The sequence below is a fragment of the Carboxylicivirga fragile genome (assembly GCF_050589805.1).
GTDB lineage: Bacteria > Bacteroidota > Bacteroidia > Bacteroidales > Marinilabiliaceae > Carboxylicivirga > Carboxylicivirga fragile.
The window spans coordinates 116,797-135,271 of the sequence record NZ_JBNGOY010000003.1; the positions used below are offsets into that span (position 1 = coordinate 116,797).

At 34.0% G+C, this 18,475-nt stretch carries 13 protein-coding genes; 7 read left to right on the forward strand and 6 right to left on the reverse strand.

Features of this window, described 5'->3' with window-relative positions:
- Positions 1-79: 79 nt before the first annotated feature.
- From ACRD7B_RS02330 to ACRD7B_RS02350, 5 genes are all read right to left on the reverse strand, one after another.
- Complete coding sequence (locus ACRD7B_RS02330; RefSeq protein WP_430822848.1) at positions 80-2,572, reverse strand: right-handed parallel beta-helix repeat-containing protein; 2,493 nt, start codon at positions 2,570-2,572, stop codon at positions 80-82.
- Positions 2,573-2,637: 65 nt separating this feature from the next.
- Entirely contained in the window at positions 2,638-3,924 is a 1,287-nt protein-coding gene (locus tag ACRD7B_RS02335; RefSeq protein ID WP_430822849.1) for a T9SS type A sorting domain-containing protein, read from the reverse strand.
- 862 nt (positions 3,925-4,786) lie between these two features.
- Positions 4,787-6,718 (reverse strand): polysaccharide biosynthesis protein, encoded by a 1,932-nt coding sequence (locus ACRD7B_RS02340; protein WP_430822850.1) that lies wholly within the window; start codon positions 6,716-6,718, stop codon positions 4,787-4,789.
- Positions 6,719-7,351: 633 nt separating this feature from the next.
- Entirely contained in the window at positions 7,352-8,188 is an 837-nt protein-coding gene (locus tag ACRD7B_RS02345) for an IS3 family transposase (protein ID WP_430822875.1), read from the reverse strand.
- A 2-nt stretch (positions 8,189-8,190) separates the two neighbouring features.
- Positions 8,191-8,469, reverse strand: coding sequence for a transposase (locus ACRD7B_RS02350; protein WP_430822851.1), 279 nt, complete (start codon positions 8,467-8,469; stop codon positions 8,191-8,193).
- 200 nt (positions 8,470-8,669) lie between these two features.
- Between ACRD7B_RS02350 and ACRD7B_RS02355 the strand changes: the two genes are divergently transcribed.
- Positions 8,670-9,461, forward strand: coding sequence for a polysaccharide biosynthesis/export family protein (locus tag ACRD7B_RS02355; RefSeq protein ID WP_430822852.1), 792 nt, complete (start codon positions 8,670-8,672; stop codon positions 9,459-9,461).
- 12 nt (positions 9,462-9,473) lie between these two features.
- Positions 9,474-11,816, forward strand: coding sequence for a GumC family protein (locus tag ACRD7B_RS02360; protein WP_430822853.1), 2,343 nt, complete (start codon positions 9,474-9,476; stop codon positions 11,814-11,816).
- A gap of 48 nt (positions 11,817-11,864) precedes the next feature.
- Here the strand turns inward: ACRD7B_RS02360 and ACRD7B_RS02365 are convergent, their stop codons facing one another.
- Positions 11,865-12,284, reverse strand: a complete 420-nt coding sequence (locus ACRD7B_RS02365) for a VOC family protein (protein WP_430822854.1) — start codon at positions 12,282-12,284, stop codon at positions 11,865-11,867.
- 384 nt (positions 12,285-12,668) lie between these two features.
- Here ACRD7B_RS02365 and ACRD7B_RS02370 point away from each other — a divergent pair, with 384 nt between their 5' ends.
- The 5 genes from ACRD7B_RS02370 to ACRD7B_RS02390 all read left to right on the forward strand — a co-directional run bounded on the left by ACRD7B_RS02370 (position 12,669) and on the right by ACRD7B_RS02390 (position 18,466).
- A complete protein-coding gene (locus ACRD7B_RS02370; RefSeq protein WP_430822855.1) occupies positions 12,669-12,911 on the forward strand; it encodes an acyl carrier protein in 243 nt (80 codons plus the stop codon).
- A gap of 43 nt (positions 12,912-12,954) precedes the next feature.
- On the forward strand, positions 12,955-14,925 hold the full coding sequence (gene asnB / locus ACRD7B_RS02375) for an asparagine synthase (glutamine-hydrolyzing) (RefSeq protein WP_430822856.1): 1,971 nt from the start codon (positions 12,955-12,957) through the stop codon (positions 14,923-14,925).
- Positions 14,926-14,935: 10 nt separating this feature from the next.
- Positions 14,936-15,931: an NAD(+) synthase gene (nadE, locus tag ACRD7B_RS02380; RefSeq protein ID WP_430822857.1), complete on the forward strand. Its 996-nt coding sequence runs from the start codon at positions 14,936-14,938 to the stop codon at positions 15,929-15,931.
- A gap of 3 nt (positions 15,932-15,934) precedes the next feature.
- The gene (locus tag ACRD7B_RS02385) at positions 15,935-17,395 is read left to right on the forward strand and encodes a class I adenylate-forming enzyme family protein (RefSeq protein ID WP_430822858.1); all 1,461 of its coding nucleotides are present in this window, start codon (positions 15,935-15,937) and stop codon (positions 17,393-17,395) included.
- A 78-nt stretch (positions 17,396-17,473) separates the two neighbouring features.
- Positions 17,474-18,466, forward strand: a complete 993-nt coding sequence (locus ACRD7B_RS02390; protein WP_430822859.1) for a sugar transferase — start codon at positions 17,474-17,476, stop codon at positions 18,464-18,466.
- The last annotated feature ends 9 nt before the right edge of the window (positions 18,467-18,475 follow it).

Here is an 18,475-nt window from a genome sequence, read left to right on the forward strand (position 1 = left end):
GACTGCATATATTTCCTTTATATAAACAAAAGGCTATCTGAAAATTTCAGATAGCCTTTTGTTCTATTTTCATCTCTGCTTATTGATAAAAAGACTGCTTTGTTACATTTAGAATAATAACAGCACTTTGGTCGCTTACTTCTACCGTGTAATTACCAGCAGGAAGGCTAGACAGGTTTAGCACTGCCTTGTTTTTACCCTTACTTGTTTGATAGGTGTCTATTAAACCAACTTTACCTATTTCATCTTTTACCGTAAAAATAATTGACTTGACTTCAGGATACATAAATTCGATAGCAAACAAATCAACTGTTGGATTTGGTAATCCAGATAAAATCTCGAATTTAATTACTTCTTCTTTCATAAGAACTTCAACATAGCAATCTACAGAATTTGTACCGTCGTACAATGAAACTCTATAATCTCCTTTGTCTAAGCCTATTAAACTGAGGCTCGATTCATTATTTCCTTTTACAGCAGCTTCGGTTTTATTTCTTACTCTAGAACCGGTAGAGCTAAAGACTTCAATCTCAACATTACCATCTTCAGGTACAAAGTAGGTTACATTGAATATGTCATAAGTGGTTTCTGTTGAACTAATAATTTCAATTTGCTCAACTGGTGGAGGATTATCATCCTCTAATGTTACAGAACAAGAAACCTTTGTTATTCCATCATCTAAGGTTATAGTATATTGTCCTAACGTTTCATTAGTTAAATCAACGGTAGTTTGATTATTTTCACCTTCTGTAGCATCGTGATCAAACGATACCACCTGCGTACCATCTGAGAAATTAGCACTTACAGCTACTTTTTGAGTGTTTGGCGAAAAGTAAGTTATTGTTACCAAACCTGTTGTTGGATTAGGGGTATATTCATTAATTTCTAACTGTCTCGGTTTGCTAATAGTTATAGTTTTAGAAACTGAAGCCTTGATGTTTTCATTATCCGTAATGGTTAATTTCACTATGTAAGAACCTTCTTCTGTATAACTATGCGAAGAATTTACTCCTGTTCCTTCTTGTTCATCTCCGTAATCCCAAGTGTAACTTACAATATTACCATCATCACTTGAAGCTGAAGCATCAAAGCTTATTAATTCATCTATCTCAGCGTTAGTTGGATTAGCCGTAAATTTTGCTGTGGGTGCTCCTCCATCATATTCAAATACGCCAATGTCCGGAGCATTTCCGTTATATTCATTTCCATAGTCTGTTCCAGCGTCAATTAAATCTGAACCTGCAACAAGTTTAAAGAAATTAACATCAGGAAGTGAGCCATCAGCTTTTCGGGGAGACGATAATTCGTTGATATCTACACTAACAAAGTCATCATCAGTTACGGTACATACATCATTAGGTATTTTGTAGGGAACACTTCCTTTTGCAAAATCCCAGTTACACGTATAAATTGGATATCCCCATTCGAATATTCCCATTTGTCTACTTGTGTTTTCGTAAGTGATACAATTGTAAAACTCAGTATCGTGCCATGGTTTACTTTTGTTACCAAAACTAAATATACCTTCTTCGTTCTTGTAGAATAAGGTATTGTAAACCCTTGCATTATTACGATAATATGGCGTGTAATCTAATGCGTGTATAGCAAAGCGCAGATTACCTGCCGAAATACAGTTGTACATCTCCCAATTGGAGAATTCGATAGTGTCTCGTACACCTCCGAGTTTAAATCCGTTACCATCATCAACCGGAGCTCCATTAATACCATCAAAATTCACTCCATTATGAAAGGACCAACAATTCTTAACTATTTTTTTTCCAGGACCACTTGCGTCGAGACCATCATCTGAACAATTCCAGAAACGGCAGCCTTCGTATAATAAAAGTCCACCAACTTCACAATCACTTTTAACTCCGTCACTCATATTAAATGGGTGACTCATTAGTGTATCTGCTAAATTATAGAAATCACAATTTATCCAACGAGTGGTATCAGATTCTATTCCTAAATAACCAACTATACTACTACATCCCATTCCACGTCCGCCTAAATCATGTATCTTTAAATTTTCAAAGGTGCGATAACTTGCGGTAGCACTTGTAATACCTTGAATTTGAACACCAGATCTACCGTGAGACCAAATGTTTTTTATTTCAAGACCACGTAACGTAATGTGGTGAACTGAATGCATTGATATACCAACTAAGTAGTTGCCATCAGGTTTTATATGTCTACAATCTAAAATTGGATATTCTCCAGGATAATTTAAGTATTTAATAGGCTTTCCTTCTTCACCAGAGTATCCTCTTGGTTTGCTCGGGTGATATTCTCCTAGAGGGTCGATCAGGCAAATAGCTGCCTGAAATTCAACTTCTTTAGGATACCATGTGCCGCCCCTGAAATATACAACATCACCTGGTTTTGCTGTTAGAAATGCTTGTTGCCATGTGGCAAATGGATGAGCATAACTACCATCATTACTATCACTAGCTTCACCCATGTCTGAGTATGAATGACCTTTTGGCGCCACATAATAATCTCCCCCTATATCCTGCGCATTTGCTGATATTACGGTTGACAGGATTAATATTGTTAATATAATTCTTCTCATCTCTCTATGATTTGCTAAATGGTAATTATAATTAAGTCTAAGCTCTTATTAAGAATTAAAATTTACTATTTCTTAATAAACTTCGTGGTTGCTTGTCCTGATTCTAAGGTAACAATTGCGATATAAACGCCAGCTTGAAGGGTGCTAACATTGATGGCTTGATATATGTTAGGAAGTTGCTGTTGGAGTACTAAGGCTCCATCCATGCTATAAATTTCAAGTTGTTTAGCATCACCTGTAAAAGTGAGGTTGATCTCTTTGTCAGCTGGGTTTGGATAAATGATTAAATCCTGGTTTGGTGTAGTTTCTTCTTCCTCTATATCATTAACTTTTTTGTAGTGATAAACAGTTTTAGAATGACTTTCCCATGTGTTAAGTGATGAATTTGGGTAAAATGTTATTTCTTCTGTTTTAATTCCATCAACATTATAAACTATGTTGTCAATTCTATGAGGAAGCCATTCTTCATTAGTATTATCCCAATAATCTCTTTTTATTTCAAAAACATTACCACTATTGTCGCTGGTTTCTGTCACCCTCATGGTTTTCATCCATGCATTGGATTCTTCATTCCAACTTTCACTTACTTTAATGGTAATATTATTTTGAGAATTATCTATTGTGTTTCGATTTATAATTTTCCACTCATTATTAGTGTTATCCCAATCAATGATTTGCTCACTTAACAATCCCTCAGAATTATATTCAAGTATACATTCGTATTCGTCAAGTAATTCTCCCGATTCTTTATTATACGATTTATTATTGACTTGTAATAAATTGCCTTCACCATCATATTGGCAACTATAATTCCAGTAGTCTTTAAGTTGAGAAGTAGATTCGTCTAATTTTCTTGTTTGGTAAGAAGCAAGTTTTCCTTCAGAATTGTAGTTTTGATCTTGTTGCCATATTTCCTCCCAATTATTTGCAGACCATTCTGAATAGGCAATTTTTAATTCGTTCTTGTTTTCATCTTGAATAAAGTGTTTTTTCCAAACCTTATTCCACATATTATTATTCCAATTTTGAATTTCTTTAGTCCAAGATTTGGATTCGTCAGTATAAGTATAAAAAATTTGACTTCTATTAGACCATGTATTGCTTTGGAAAGCTTGTGTGTGTGATTCTTTTATTTTACGATTATCATTATAAATAAATGATGTTTTACTATCAACTAACCATTCTCCATTGTTTTCTGAAAATGTGAAAGTTGAGTCCAATTGATAATACACCTCTTCAGAGAGTTGAATTACCTGAACGTCATTCATTGTTCCAGATTGAGTATCAAGTTGTGCGCTAACACTCACTATACATGCCACATAGGCCGCCACTAAAGTTACTATACTTTTCATTTCAACAATAATTGAGGTGTTTAGCACATAGTACGGCATAAATTAAAAATGGTTATCAATCATCAAATAAAATTGTGAATTAAAGTAATAAATAGTGGCATTAAAATATAAATAAATAGTGTTCGTCAAATCAATTTAAGCTCCTAATAAAGTTAAAGTCTTAGAATGTATTTAGCCCTTAACTTCAATAAAATTAGTCTGTCTATGATGATTGTAAAACAAAAGGAGTTTATCACAGTTTGTGCAATAAATGAAAACTATAATGAAATTATTAGCTTGAAAAATAAATTTATTTTTTTAAACACGCTAAATAAAATACATTAATAACACACTTTTCTTTACGGTTTGTGAAAATAGTAAATACTTTTTTATAAGGGTACCCATTTGTTTATAAAAAACCAAAGATTGTTGATAAAAAAATAATCAAGAGATGTTATGTCTGTTTGAATAATGGGCTGAAGGTGATAGAATTGTTAAATTTCCTAGTGTCAGAGGGGAATTGGTGTGATAGTAGTGTGGTAGAGTAATTTAATTTATTAATTGGTGAATATCTGTTAATTCAACCCTTGTCAGGGTTGTTTTAATATGTTTGGAAGTATCCCCGAGTTGCAACTCGGACTTATTAACATTAAATCCCGTTGGGATTTTACAGAGTAATGGAATAGTTTGGAAATCAGCAATGCCAAATTATCATAGATGTCAATTTCTGGAATACCAGCTAAATGCAATTCGAAGCCCTGACGCAGACCAAACCATGATTTTTATAATAATTAGATTGTCACTGTTGTAAAGTAATATGACGCTTGTGAGTGTTTTGTAAATAAATCTAATATCTCTAAATCTAAAATCTAACGATCTATATTTAACTAGCACTGCTTTCGAATTGTTTATCTAGCTCAGCGAATTCGCTATTCTGAGACTTGTATTCAGGAACTAAAGCTTTCATTCTAGTAACAAGAAGTTTTGGGTTTTCAATTTGAAGTGCAAGCATCATTTCTTCAATCTGTTTATTTACTTTTTTATGATCATGCTTCCTCACTTTTCCGATCATTATCTTTTTGTGGTGAGTAGGCAAGGTGTTTTCCTTAGAAGCTAGAAGCTCTTCATATAATTTCTCACCTGGTCGTAACCCTGTATATTTTATTTTTATATCCTCATCAACCTTTAATCCAGATAGTCGTATCATTTCAGTAGCCAAGTTTACAATCTTAACAGGTTCTCCCATATCAAATAGGAAAATCTCTCCACCTTCACCCATGAAACCTGCTTCTAAAACTAATTGACATGCTTCAGGTATTGTCATAAAATAGCGTGTGATATCTTTATGAGTGACTGTTAAAGGTCCTCCTTGTTCTATTTGTTTTTTAAATAGTGGCACCACTGAACCATTAGAACCAAGAACATTACCAAAGCGTGTTGTTATGAAAGCTGTATTAATGTCCTGCCTTTGTGATAGAGCTTGAATATAGATTTCGCATATTCTTTTCGAGGTTCCCATGACATTTGTTGGGTTTACCGCCTTATCAGTAGATATCATTACAAATTTCTCAACCTTGTGTCTTACAGCTAAATCTGCTAACACTTTAGCCCCTCCAATATTAACTCTAATCGCTTCATAAGGGTATGCTTCCATTAGTGGAACATGCTTGTAAGCAGCAGCATTAAACACTATTTCTGGTTTATATTCTTCAAAAATATCATTTAAACGTTTTTTATTGGTAACATCAGCCAAAACCACTTCGAATGGCGCATCACTGTGACTGAGTAGCAGTTCTTGTTGTAAATCATATAATGCAGACTCCGCAATGTCAACCATAATAATTTTCTGAATTGAAAAACGCAACAATTGCCTTACTATTTCAGATCCAATAGAACCCGCTGCACCAGTTACTAAAATAACCTTACCATCGAGTCCCATCATAATACGACCAAGATTTAATTGTATTTCATCTCGACCGAGAATATCTTCAATTCTGATGTCCCTAATTTGTTTCTCATTTGAAATACCATTTACCCAATTACCAACAGAAGGCATCACTTTTAGTTTCCAACCTTTATCGAGACAATCTTTCGTTATTTCATGCTTTTTCTGGACACTAATTTTTTTAATAGCTAATATAACGCTATGAACTTGTTTATCTTCGTTTATTTCCAGTGCTTTTTTCCACGACATAACTGGACAAGAATGAAGCATAATGTTCCATTTTGAAGCTTTATCATCAATAAAGCCAACAACATTATAGTGGTTGTCTTTATCATTTTTAATGGCTTCCATTGTAATCTGTCCCATATCACCTGCACCATATATTAGCACATTATGCGACGTTTGTTTCTTAGTTAAGAATATGTACATTTCTTTTACAATCATTCTAAAGCCAATCGTCAGTATTATGGATAGAAAGAAATGAAGCATCAAAACTAGCCTAGATACTCGTATCCAAGCTAAATCGTATTTTATAATTATTTGGTTGGCAGCTAGTAGGAATATGAAAGCTCCAAGGCAAGTTATTGCCATAAGCTTAAATTCACTATAATTACTATGTCTGATAACTCCTTTAAAAGATCCAGAAATAAGAAATGCAATTAGAAATACAAAAACAACCCATAGACTACTTAGAATAATATTAGAAGCAGAATAGGATGAAAGTAATACGTTCAATCTTACGATATAAGCTAGGATGTATGCATTTATTACAATAACTAGATCAATCAATAGTATTAACCAAGGTGAGACTATTCGTCCGTTAAAAATATTTAATAATAATGATTTCATGCTCAATAATTGTTTCTTCATTACTCTACAGCTTTCAAGACGGTTGATTTTAAACCGTTTCACCTAACAACTTCGAATAAAGAACTTTTATTAGTAAATAGTATTCTTCTTGTAAAAAATTAAAGAACTCTAGTTTATATAAGCAATATCATTTATCCTTTTTATGATTTCTACTGCTCTTAACTTAGGTGCAATATATGACATGATCGTATAAATAAAGAGTAACTTGAATACTATTTACCTTAGATTATGACGAATGTTCAGTTTGTTTGGTTAAAAGGTAAAAAAACACATATAAAGTTATGGAAAGCTTATGTGAAATTTATTAAGAGTGTGTAAGAAGGGCTGTAACATATTGATTAAACGTATTTAGTGAATGATCTAGAGCTGTTGAACCGATGTTTTTGTATGGTTTATGTTTCTAATTTTGAAATACTACATTGAGTTTTGGTCCTCTTGGTGTGTATTATGTACATTATAATTCCCCCATATGATTGGACAACTTTTTCACAAACTTAGTTTTTTTGTTTAAACATCATAAGCTTATTTCATAGTCAATCTAAAGGTTCAGTCAAGGGAGGCAGAGGAACGAGGCCGTTTATATACCCTTGACGGGTTCTTTGGTTGATTATACTTTTGCTTTTGATGCTTAAATTAAGCCGCACAATACACCTCTTTAGGTCTTTTGTGATTGATTGAACTATGCCTTCGCACCTCGTTATAATAGATAAAATACCGTTTAATACCTCTATAAACATCAAGTCCATTCTCATATGCATTGAGATAAATATCCTCATATTTCAAACTTCTCCATAAGCGCTCAATAAAGATATTATCAGTCGCTCGTCCCTTCCCATCCATGCTTATGGTTATATCATTTTCATGTAAATAATTTGTGAATACCTCACTAGTAAACTGACTACCTTGATCTGTATTAATTATTTCAGGTAAACCATGCTCAGCTATTGCTTTTTTGACTGTCTCCATACACCATTCTGACTCCATCGTGTTTGATAATGACCAACCTACGACATATCTACTGTACAAGTCTATAATGGCTATTAGATACATATATCCGTTTTTTATCGGAATGTAAGTAATATCCAGTGCCCAAACCTGGTTGGTACGATTAACTTCTAGGTTGCGTAGTAGATATGGGTATTTTTTGTGCTTCTTATTGCCTTTGGATGTATGAGGTCCGGGAACAATGGCACATATATCCATGAGCTTATAAAGGCGTTCTATTCGTTTTGTATTAATCGAGTAATTCATATCACGGCGAAGCCATTGTGTCATGGTAGGTACTCCCATGAATGGATACTTCATGTGTTGTTTATCAATTACTTCCATTAATTCTTTATTAAGAGTAGATTCTCTTTTGGGCTTATGGTAATAGCCTGACCTAGATAAGGACAGTAGATTACATTGTTTTTTGATACTTAGCTTTTTACTGGCCTTGTTGACTAATGCATGACGTTGGTGCAGCCCAATATTTAGGACAAGGCTTTCTTTAAAAAATCAATCTCGACTTTTTGCTGACCAATAACTTCAAATAACTTTTGCTTTTCTTTATCCTCATTGACAGAGGATACTTTAGAATCTGATGTAAAGGCATTAGTTGCATTACTTAGAAACTCTTTTTTCCAATTTGTTATTTGATTGGGATGAAGCTCGTATTTCTTCGCTAATTCAGCTACACTCTCTCGTTCTTTAACCGCTTCAATAGCTACCTTAGCCTTAAATTCTGATGTGAATTTTCTTCGTGTTCTCATGACTACAATTTTAATAATTTCAAATTAAACTTGCTGTCCAATATTTTGGGAGAACTATAGTTTTTTGACTAACAAAGGATTTAGACTGATTAAATTAAATCCTTAGCAACTATATTTGTTCAAACTTTGTTGAGGCCACTTCATTTGATTGGTTTATTTCGAAGTCGTATAAAAAATATATGAAAGAAAATTACAATATAATGAAACAGTTAATATTATTTTTTGTCATTCTAACATCTTTAAGTTCATGTGTCTCGTTAAAGAAATCTATTTACCTTCAAGGTGATTTGGCTAAAGATTTAGAAGAGATAGAAAATACTTATAATCCTGAAAAGTCTTCTTATTTAATTAAGCCAAATGATAATTTATTTATTAGAGTTACCAGTCTTGATTCGAGAACTTCAGCATTCTTAAACAATGATATGGGTAATAGTAGCTCAAATATTGATAACGCTATGGCTGCAAGTCTTGTTGGTTATCGTGTTGATTTAGATGGTTCAATCAATTATCCTTTTGTAGGTAAAATTTATGTTGCAAATTTAACTTTAGATCAAATTCGCGATAAAATTCAACTAGCGGTAAGTAAGTTTATTGAAGAAAGTAGCGTAAATGTAAAGTTATTAAATGATAATATTACAATTATTGGAGAGGTTGTAAATCCTGGGCGATTTCTACTGTATGCTGAAGAAGTTAATATTTTAGAAGCTATAAGTATGGCAGGTGATATGACTGATTTCTCAAACAGAAAAAAAGTTCGTTTGATTCGTCAAGATGGTGATACTAAACAAATGGTAGTAATAAATACTTTGGATGAAAATATAATGTTTTCACCTTATTATTACCTGAAACCTGGTGATATTGTATACGTGGAACCTCGTAGATTAAAATCTTGGGATTTAAGTGCTATTCCAATTGGCTTAGCCTTAACGTTCATTAATACCACCCTTTTGTTATATACGTTTTATTTAACTCAGTTTGATACCAATAATTAATTACTAAGTAAAATGTCGGATAAATTAGATATACAAAGTACAGGCAAGTTTGATTTAGTAAAAACACTATTAAGAGCATCGAGTTATTGGTATTGGATCCCAATATGTTTAAGTATATGTATAGCACTTGGTATATATATGTATCGCACCAGTACTCCTATTTATAAAATAAAAACTCAATTACTAATATCTGGTGGAGGTAATAACTCTGCAACTATTGGTGGTCGTGATGAGCAAGATGTGTTGTCAGGTGTTAGTTTGGGGGGGCAAAATCAATTGGAAAATCAACTAATAATATTAACATCATCTAACCAAGTTGAGAAAACAATAAATCAGCTTGATTTTTCCGTTTCATATTATATGTCTGGTTTGCTTTTAACCTCTGAAATTTATAAGAGGTCTCCAATTAAAGTTCTAGTTGATACGACATCGACTCGTTTAAGTAGGCACCTTTTTCACATAGATTTCATAAACGATAAAGAGTTTTATTTAACCATTGAAGGGGACAAAGAATATAAAAGAAAAGTTAAGTTTTTTGAAAAAATTGAAGAACCACGTTTTGCTTTTAGTGTCCATCCGGTTGAAGCGATGGTTAAGGATGGCTTGTATGTAAATAATAGGTATTCATTTAAATTTAATTCAAAGGCACGAATTGTTCGACACTATAAATCAAAACTGAAAATTCAACCTGTAGGTCGATCTTCAATTTACGAAATCTCCATTACTGAGAATAATGTTCAAAAAGGAATTGATTTTCTTAATAAACTGGCTCAAAATTCGGTTAATTATACACTTGAGAAAAAGAATGTAATCGCTAATAATAAAATTACTTTTATAGATAACCAATTAGTTGGAGTAACTGATTCATTGGATAGAGCTAAGGAAGTTCTGGAGAACTTTAGATCCAGAAACGAGGTTATGAATGTGAGTATGAAGGGCCAAATGATTATTGAGCAATCTCAAGAATTAGAGGCACAAAGGCATCTGTTAACCAATCAGTTGGATTATTACAATTATTTACTGGATTATCTTCAGACAAATAGTGATGTTAACCAACAGATAACAGCTCCCTCTTCTCAAAATGTTAATGATCCTACACTTTCAACTCAAATAGCAGAATTATCTAATTTAAACGCTGAAAAGGCCAGTTTACAATTTAATTCACGAGTAGATAACCCCAATATCAAGAGCATAGATAGGCGCATTGAGACCATAAAAAATTCGATCATTGAAATTACAAGGAGTCTTATTAGTACTACAAATATATCTCTGAATGATTTGAATGATCGTATAATGAGTTTGAGTAATGAAATTAGACGACTCCCCCGAACTGAACAGAAATTATTAGATATACAGCGTAATTTTGAAATGAGTGAGCAGTTGTATACATACTTAATGCAAAAACGTTCAGATGCACAACTAGCTAAGGCTTCTAATTTGCCAGATAATGAGGTTATTGAATCGGCAATATATGTTGGAAGGATGTCTCCAAACTCCTCAAGAATTGGCTTTCTGGTTTTGTTTTTAGGTGTTTTTATTCCAACAGGTATTATTTTTTTAATAATTTTCTTTAACGATAAAATCCAAGATAAGGATGACTTAGAAGGTCTAGGATTGCATATAATAGGTTCTATTCCACAGCAAAGTAAGAAAGTGAAAGGAATTGAAACTATGATTCATCCGCGCTCAGCTATTGCAGAGGCATATAGGAGTATCAGAACATCGATGGAGTTTTATAAAACAAAGGGCTCAAGTTGTTATACTATTATGATGACCTCGACAATTCCTGGTGAAGGAAAATCATTTTGCTCTGCCAACCTTGCAATATCATATGCTCAATTAGGCAAGAAGACAATACTGCTTGGGTTTGATTTAAGAAAACCTACTTTACACAAGATATTTGATTTAAAGGCTAATAGCCATGGTTTAAGTAGGTATTTGGTTAATGATCATGATCTTGACAAACGTAATCACCTAATAGAACAAACGAATGTTCAAAACTTAGATGTTATCTTAACTGGTGAAGTTCCACCGAATCCGGTTGAATTAATTGCCGGTGAAGCAACCGATGTTTTATTTACAGAGTTAAAGCAATTGTATGATATTATTATAATTGATACACCACCACTTGGATTGGTGTCTGATGCAGTGCTTCTGACGAAATATTCGGATGTGAACATTCTAACAACTCGTCATAACTATACTCCTAGAAGTGCATTCTTAAATGTATTACATAGTGAGAATGTTCAGAAGATGAAAAATTTAAATGTTTGTTTGAATGGATTGCCGTTGACAAAGAAAGGATATTCTTATGGTCATCAATACGGTTTAAAAAGTGATTATTACGTAAATTGATTATTGTTCGCGGGTAATGAAAATAAAAATGGTTGAATGTTAAGGCATTCAACCATTTATTTTATTGGCCCTTTTGTCAGTATCAATGAGTTCAATGTTTAAATTATTAGCAGATAGCAGAAATGCTATGTTTTCATTCTCGAATGCTTCACCTGGTTGAGGTTTAGAAATTAATAAGCAATTGTTATCAGTTAAAAAATCTACGGCATTATCGAGTTTATCTGATTTAAAACAAAGGTGATGTAGGCCTCCACCGCGCATGGCAAATTTATATATAGGAGATGTTTCACATGAAGGTTCAACTAATTTAATATCTATGGATCCTTCTTTCTTCATAAAAACGACATTGACTTTTTGTCTGGTATTATTAACAAGTTTGGTTGCCTGTTTATAACCAAAAGTTTTTGTCCATTGATTAATACTGTTTTCTATCGATTTTGTTATTACTCCGATGTGGTCAATATTCATTGTATAAGTTTGTGTAGGTAATTATTAATTCTTCTTAAATATAAAGTTTTAAAAAATATAACCTGACTTTTAGATTTGATTTGTGTTTATTAAGACAATGAGGGTATTTCAATTTAAATGAACAAACTTTATCAATTCAATTTTTAAAAATCGTTGTTTCAAAAAAAAGTTTGCCAAGGTTGTAAGTATAATTCTTCTACTACGTCTAAGCTATAGAATGTTAACAGGTGTATTTATTGATATTAAATTAGTCATAAAAAAGGGCATGGTTATGTATAAAAAACGTTAGTCGAACAAACTATTGAATCTCATTAAGTCAATAGTTAGTATTTAAGGCAAAACACATATAAATTTGTTTTATTGAATTTTGTAATTAATTAAAAAATGAAAGAAAAAATTAGGAATTTTATAGCAGAGGCTACTTTTACAGATGCGGCAACTATCAAAGATGATACATTGATTTTTGATGAAGGTATTTTTGACTCAATGGGTCTTTTGGGGCTAATTAATTTTATTGAGTCTGAATTTGGTGTCACAACAAACGATTCAGAATTACAGGAAGAAAACTTCGGAAGTGTGGAGCGTATCTTTACATTTGTAAGTCAAAAGACCGCTGTAGCAAGTTGATTTAGTTTATTTAATAAACCTCACCTAAAATACAACTCCCTCTATGTGCGGAATTGCCGGCTTTGCTAATACTTCGAGTTTGCTTGATTTAGATGGATCAGAAAGTGTTCTAAACGGAATGCTGAATCGGATTCAGCATCGTGGACCTGATGAAATGGGCTTATACCTATCCAATGCTTGTTGCATGGGTAACGTTAGATTAAGTATTGTTGATCTAGCACATGGACAGCAACCGTTGCGAAATAAGCTTGGAAACTTGTGGATTGCCTATAATGGTGAGGTCTATAATCATTTGGAATTAAGGCAGCAGTTGCTTCAAAAAGGACATGTCTTCAGAACAGATTGTGACACAGAGGTTGTACTGCATATGTATGAAGAGTATGGCTCTGAGTGTTTAAAGCAGTTAAATGGACAATTTGCCTTTTCCATTTGGGATGAAAATACCGAGACGCTCTTCATGGCACGTGATCGAGTCGGTATACGTCCTCTTTATTATACGCAGCTTAAGGATGCTATTGTATACGGTTCAGAAATTAAATCAATTTTTGAATTTCCAGGTGTCAAACGTGCGATTGATGCTAAGGCGCTTAAACAGGTCTTTACTTTTTGGACGAGTATTTCACCACAGACTGTCTTTGAAAACATATTTGAATTACAGCCCGGCCATTTTTTGATTTATAAAAAAGGTAAGGTTAAAGTAGAACGTTATTGGGAAAATAACTTTGGAAAGGAAAAATTCAGCGGGACTCTGGAAGAAGGCATTGAGGAGTTTAAAGGTTTATTGACTGATTCGGTTAAGTTACGACTTAGGGCAGATGTTCAAGTGGCAGCTTATTTAAGTGGAGGCCTGGATTCAAGTGTTACAACTTCATTTGTTAATCAGATCCGCCCTGATGTATTAAATACTTTTTCGATAGGATTTCAGAATAAGGACTTTGATGAATCGGCATATCAGAAGGAAGTTGCTGATTATTTTGGTACCCGACATCATTCAGTTGCATGTCAGGATGCCGATATTCCTGAGCTGCTTGAACAAGCTGTTTGGCATGCTGAATCTCCTTTGATGCGAACATCTCCAATTCCAATGATGAAGTTATCAAAGTTGGTAAGAGATAATGGTATTAAGGTGGTTTTAACCGGTGAGGGTGCTGATGAAAATTTAGGCGGTTACAATATATTTAAAGAAGCCTTGGTTAGACAGTTTTGGGCCAGATATCCCGATTCTAAAATTCGACCACTCTTGCTTAAGAAATTATACCCTTATATACCTCAGCTTCGAAATGCAACACCGGCTATGTTGAGAATGTTTTTTGGTTATAAATTAAAGGAAACCGATTCTCCTGTTTATTCGCACCTTTTAAGATGGAAAAATGGCCATAATTTGAGCGGTCACTTCTCAAGTGAGATCAAGGATCAAATAAACGATTATGATCCCGTTGAAGTATATTCTAATAAAATAGCCAATAAAATTGAATCCTATAGCACCTTGGAGAAAGCGCAGTATATCGAGTCTAATGTGTTTATGTCGGGTTACTTGTTATCGTCACAGGGAGATAGAGTAGGAATGGCTAACTCCATCGAAGGTAGATATCCATTTTTAGATCACCGATTAATAGAATTTTGTGCTTCTCTGCCCAATGATTTTAAACTTAATGGGATGAATGAAAAGTACATTATGAAACGCATGATGGAAGGTAAACTACCCGATAGTGTAGTTAACAGGCCTAAGCAAGCTTATCGTGCACCCATTGCTCCTGCAATACTAAAAACGGGTAGTGCTTTGGTGGATAAGTATATGAATCCTTTTGTGGTTCGAGAAGCTGGGTTATTTAATCCCGATACGGTTAAGTTGCTCTTGCTGAAACTTGAATCGGGGAAAGCTATTTCGGAATATGATAATATGGCTTTTATAGGAATACTTAGTACGCAGATACTTTACAAACAATATGTTCAGGATTTTGACCTAATCAAACGTTCAAATACAAAAGGAATAATTAGAAATAAACAAATCTAAGAAAACGAATATGAGTACTACTAAAAAAGAAGTTTTTTCAAGAGATATTATAAAGCTAAAGGATATTGATGCTACAATAGACAAGATATGTAAGAAGCTTAAGGCTGATGTCAATCAAGTATTAAGACGTCAAGGTGGTGTTATCGGTGTTAGTGGAGGAATTGATTCTGCGGTTACATTGGCTATTGCTACAAAGGCTTTTGGGCCTGAAAAGTTATTTGCAGTAATGTTACCCGAAAAAGATTCAAGTCCTGATAGTAAAGAATTTGCCCAAAAGATATGCAAGAAATTTGGGGTTAAAGTTATTGAGGAAAATATCAGTGGTGCACTGGATGGATTCCAATGTTATCAAAGAAGAGATGAGGCGGTTAAAAATGTTATCCCTGAATTTAATCCTGCCACTGATAAAATGAAGATTGGTATTCCCACGGAACTGATAAAAAAGAATTTACCTGCAGTCTTCTATGTAACTGTTATTTTTGCTGATGGTACTGAAAAAAGTGCCCGCTTGCCGATGGCTGAATATTTACAAATTGTAGCGGCTTCAAACTTCAAGCAACGTTGTCGTATGTCAATGTTGTATTATCATGCCGAGGCCTTACATTATGCTGTGCTGGGTACGCCAAATAAACATGAAGTACAACAAGGTTTCTTTGTTAAATATGGTGATGGTGGTGCTGATGTAATGCCAATAGGTAATTTGTATAAAACGCAAGTGTATGAAATTGCTCGTCACCTAGGTGTGCCAGACGAAATAATTAATCGAACACCAACTACTGATACCTATTCGGCTGAGCAAACACAGGAAGAATTTTTCTATCAAATGCCATTTGAAGATATGGATTTATTGTGGTATGGTTGGGAAAATGAATATACACCCGAAGAAGTTGCTCCTGCAATGGGATTAAGCGTTGAAGAAGTAATCAAGGTGTTTAGAAACTTTGAGCGTAAAATGAAAACAACTGATTACCTTCGTAGAGCTCCTATTCACGATTATCCTTGTTAAACTATGAACTGCGTCGACTTTTTATTAAAAGATCAATTTTCAAGAGAAGCTAATTTTATACTTGGCCGATCAGAAGAGCTTAGCTTTGCAGCCCTATCACAAAGGGTTGCAAAAGTTTCAGCTTGGATAAATGATAATATTGGTAAAGGAAGAAAAGTATTACTATTAGCCCCTAATAGTTCTTTTTTTGTTGTTAATTATCTTGCTATAATGAAGTCGGGCAATGTGGCGGTTCCCTTGAATCCAGCTATTGAGGCTAAACAATACGACTATATAAAAGAGCAGTGTGAAAGCACTTGTGTTTTCATGTCGGCGCAGGTTAAAAAACGACTTAACTTAATTGATGAATCAGTTTGGGATGAGTCCTCTTATGAAGCCATTCTGTCGCAGGATATAGAAGTCGATTTTGAATTAAGTGATTTTGATTCAGAGCAACTGGCTCAGATAATTTACACCTCAGGCTCAACATCTTTGCCTAAGGGTGTCATGTTATCGCATAAAAATATAATCGCCAATACAGATTCCATAATTGACTACTTAAAACTTACAGAGAATGATGTAATGGAAGTTGTGTTGCCATTTTTTTATTGTTATGGCCTGTCCTTACTTCATACGCATCTTAAAATTGGCGCTAGTATTGTATTAAATAATACATTTATTTTTCTTGGGTCAGTGCTGAGTGATTTAGAAAAGTACAAATGTACTGGATTTGCAGGAGTGCCAAGTCATTTCCAAATTCTGCTTAGGAAGTCAGATTCTTTCAAAAATACCAATTTTCCGAATTTACGATATGTAACCCAAGCTGGTGGTAAACTGCATACTGCTTTTATAAAGGAGTTTTGCGAGTCAAAACCTGAAGTTGAGTTTTATGTGATGTATGGGCAAACTGAGGCTACCGCACGTCTTTCATATCTTCCACCTATGGATTTAGAAAACAAGTTTGGATCCATTGGTAAGGGGATTCCTGGGGTTGAACTGAAGGTGGTTAATGACGCTGGAGAATTGGTCAAGCCAAATGAGATTGGAGAAATAGTAGCTAAAGGTGATAATGTGATGGAGGGCTATTTTAAGGATGAAATAGAAACAAATTCAGCAATTCGGAATAACTGGTTATATACCGGTGACTTGGCTACAGTTGATGAAGATGGATACATTTACCACGCTGCCAGACGTAAGGAGATTATTAAGGTAGGTGGGAAACGAGTGAGCCCCAAAGAAATTGAAGAAGTTATTGTTGGTATTTCAGGGGTGATTGATTGCACAATTGAAGCCATTGATGATGATCTGCTCGGTGAAGCTATTAAAGCAATAGTTGTAATTAATAAAGATCGAGAAGATATAACTGAGAAATATATTCAGGAGTATTGTTCAGATCATTTAGAGAACTATAAAATACCTCATGTAATTGAGTTTTCTTCGAAGGTTGATGTTAACGCTGCCGGTAAGAAGGTTTCAAAGCATTAGTGTATACAATACCTTAATTGGTCAAGTTTTATTCATTGTATTTGATTTATTTAAGTATACTTGATTAGATTTGAAGCGATGAAGGCAAATGCGAATAGAAAAACTGACTCTACACTCTTTAATGCTCAATTGAAGAGTGTTACTGATGTCAAGTCGATTAATGTAAGTCGCTTGCTTGAAACATCAAAAGTGGTTTCTGAATTTGTTAAGCAAAACATTCCTATTTCAGCGCATGGAGCATTTGTTATTAATGCTAAGATAAGGCTCAATGATATTCCTATTACCCGAATTAACTCAATAGTAGATCTTGAATTAATAAATTTCCAATGTGGGCAATCATATTTACAAGAGATTAATGCCAGACTGCCTATGTCGGGCTTGTATATTGGATGTGTCAAAGTTCCATTGCGAAGGTCACTATTTATTCGTAAAGAGAAAAACGCCTATGGAGTTGCGGAAACCTTGGGTAGATTAGTGCATGCAGGTTTCTCGATTATAGACTACAAATTAATTAATGACAGCCTTTATTATTGCGTGATGAAAACGCAAGAGCCTGTTATGACTGAGGAAAGCAGTCGGCGTTGGATTATTGCAATGGATCGAATTGGACAACATGGGGACCTGATGAAAGTTTACAAGTTCAGAACTATGCATCCTTTTTCAGAGTATCTTCAAGATTTCGTGATTCAGTTAAACGGATATAATAAGCATGGTAAGCCGGCCAATGATTTTCGTTTGACATATTTAGGTCGATTTTTACGAAAGTATTGGGTGGATGAGCTTCCACAGATACTTAATTTATTAAGAGGCGAACTATCCATTGTTGGCGTTCGACCATTAAGTCATACTCGTTTTACTGAATTGCCTGAGGATGTTCAAACCGAAAGAGTTAAGTTTAAGCCAGGATGCATCCCTCCGTATGTTTCGCTTGCGATGCCTGATGATAAGGGAAACATTGAAGCTGAGCGAATTTACTTCTCACATAAAAGGAAGAGTCCTTATTGGACAGATATAAAATTCTTCTTCTTAGCTATTTATAATATTATTAGGGGCAGAGTGCACAGCGCATAATGATTATTG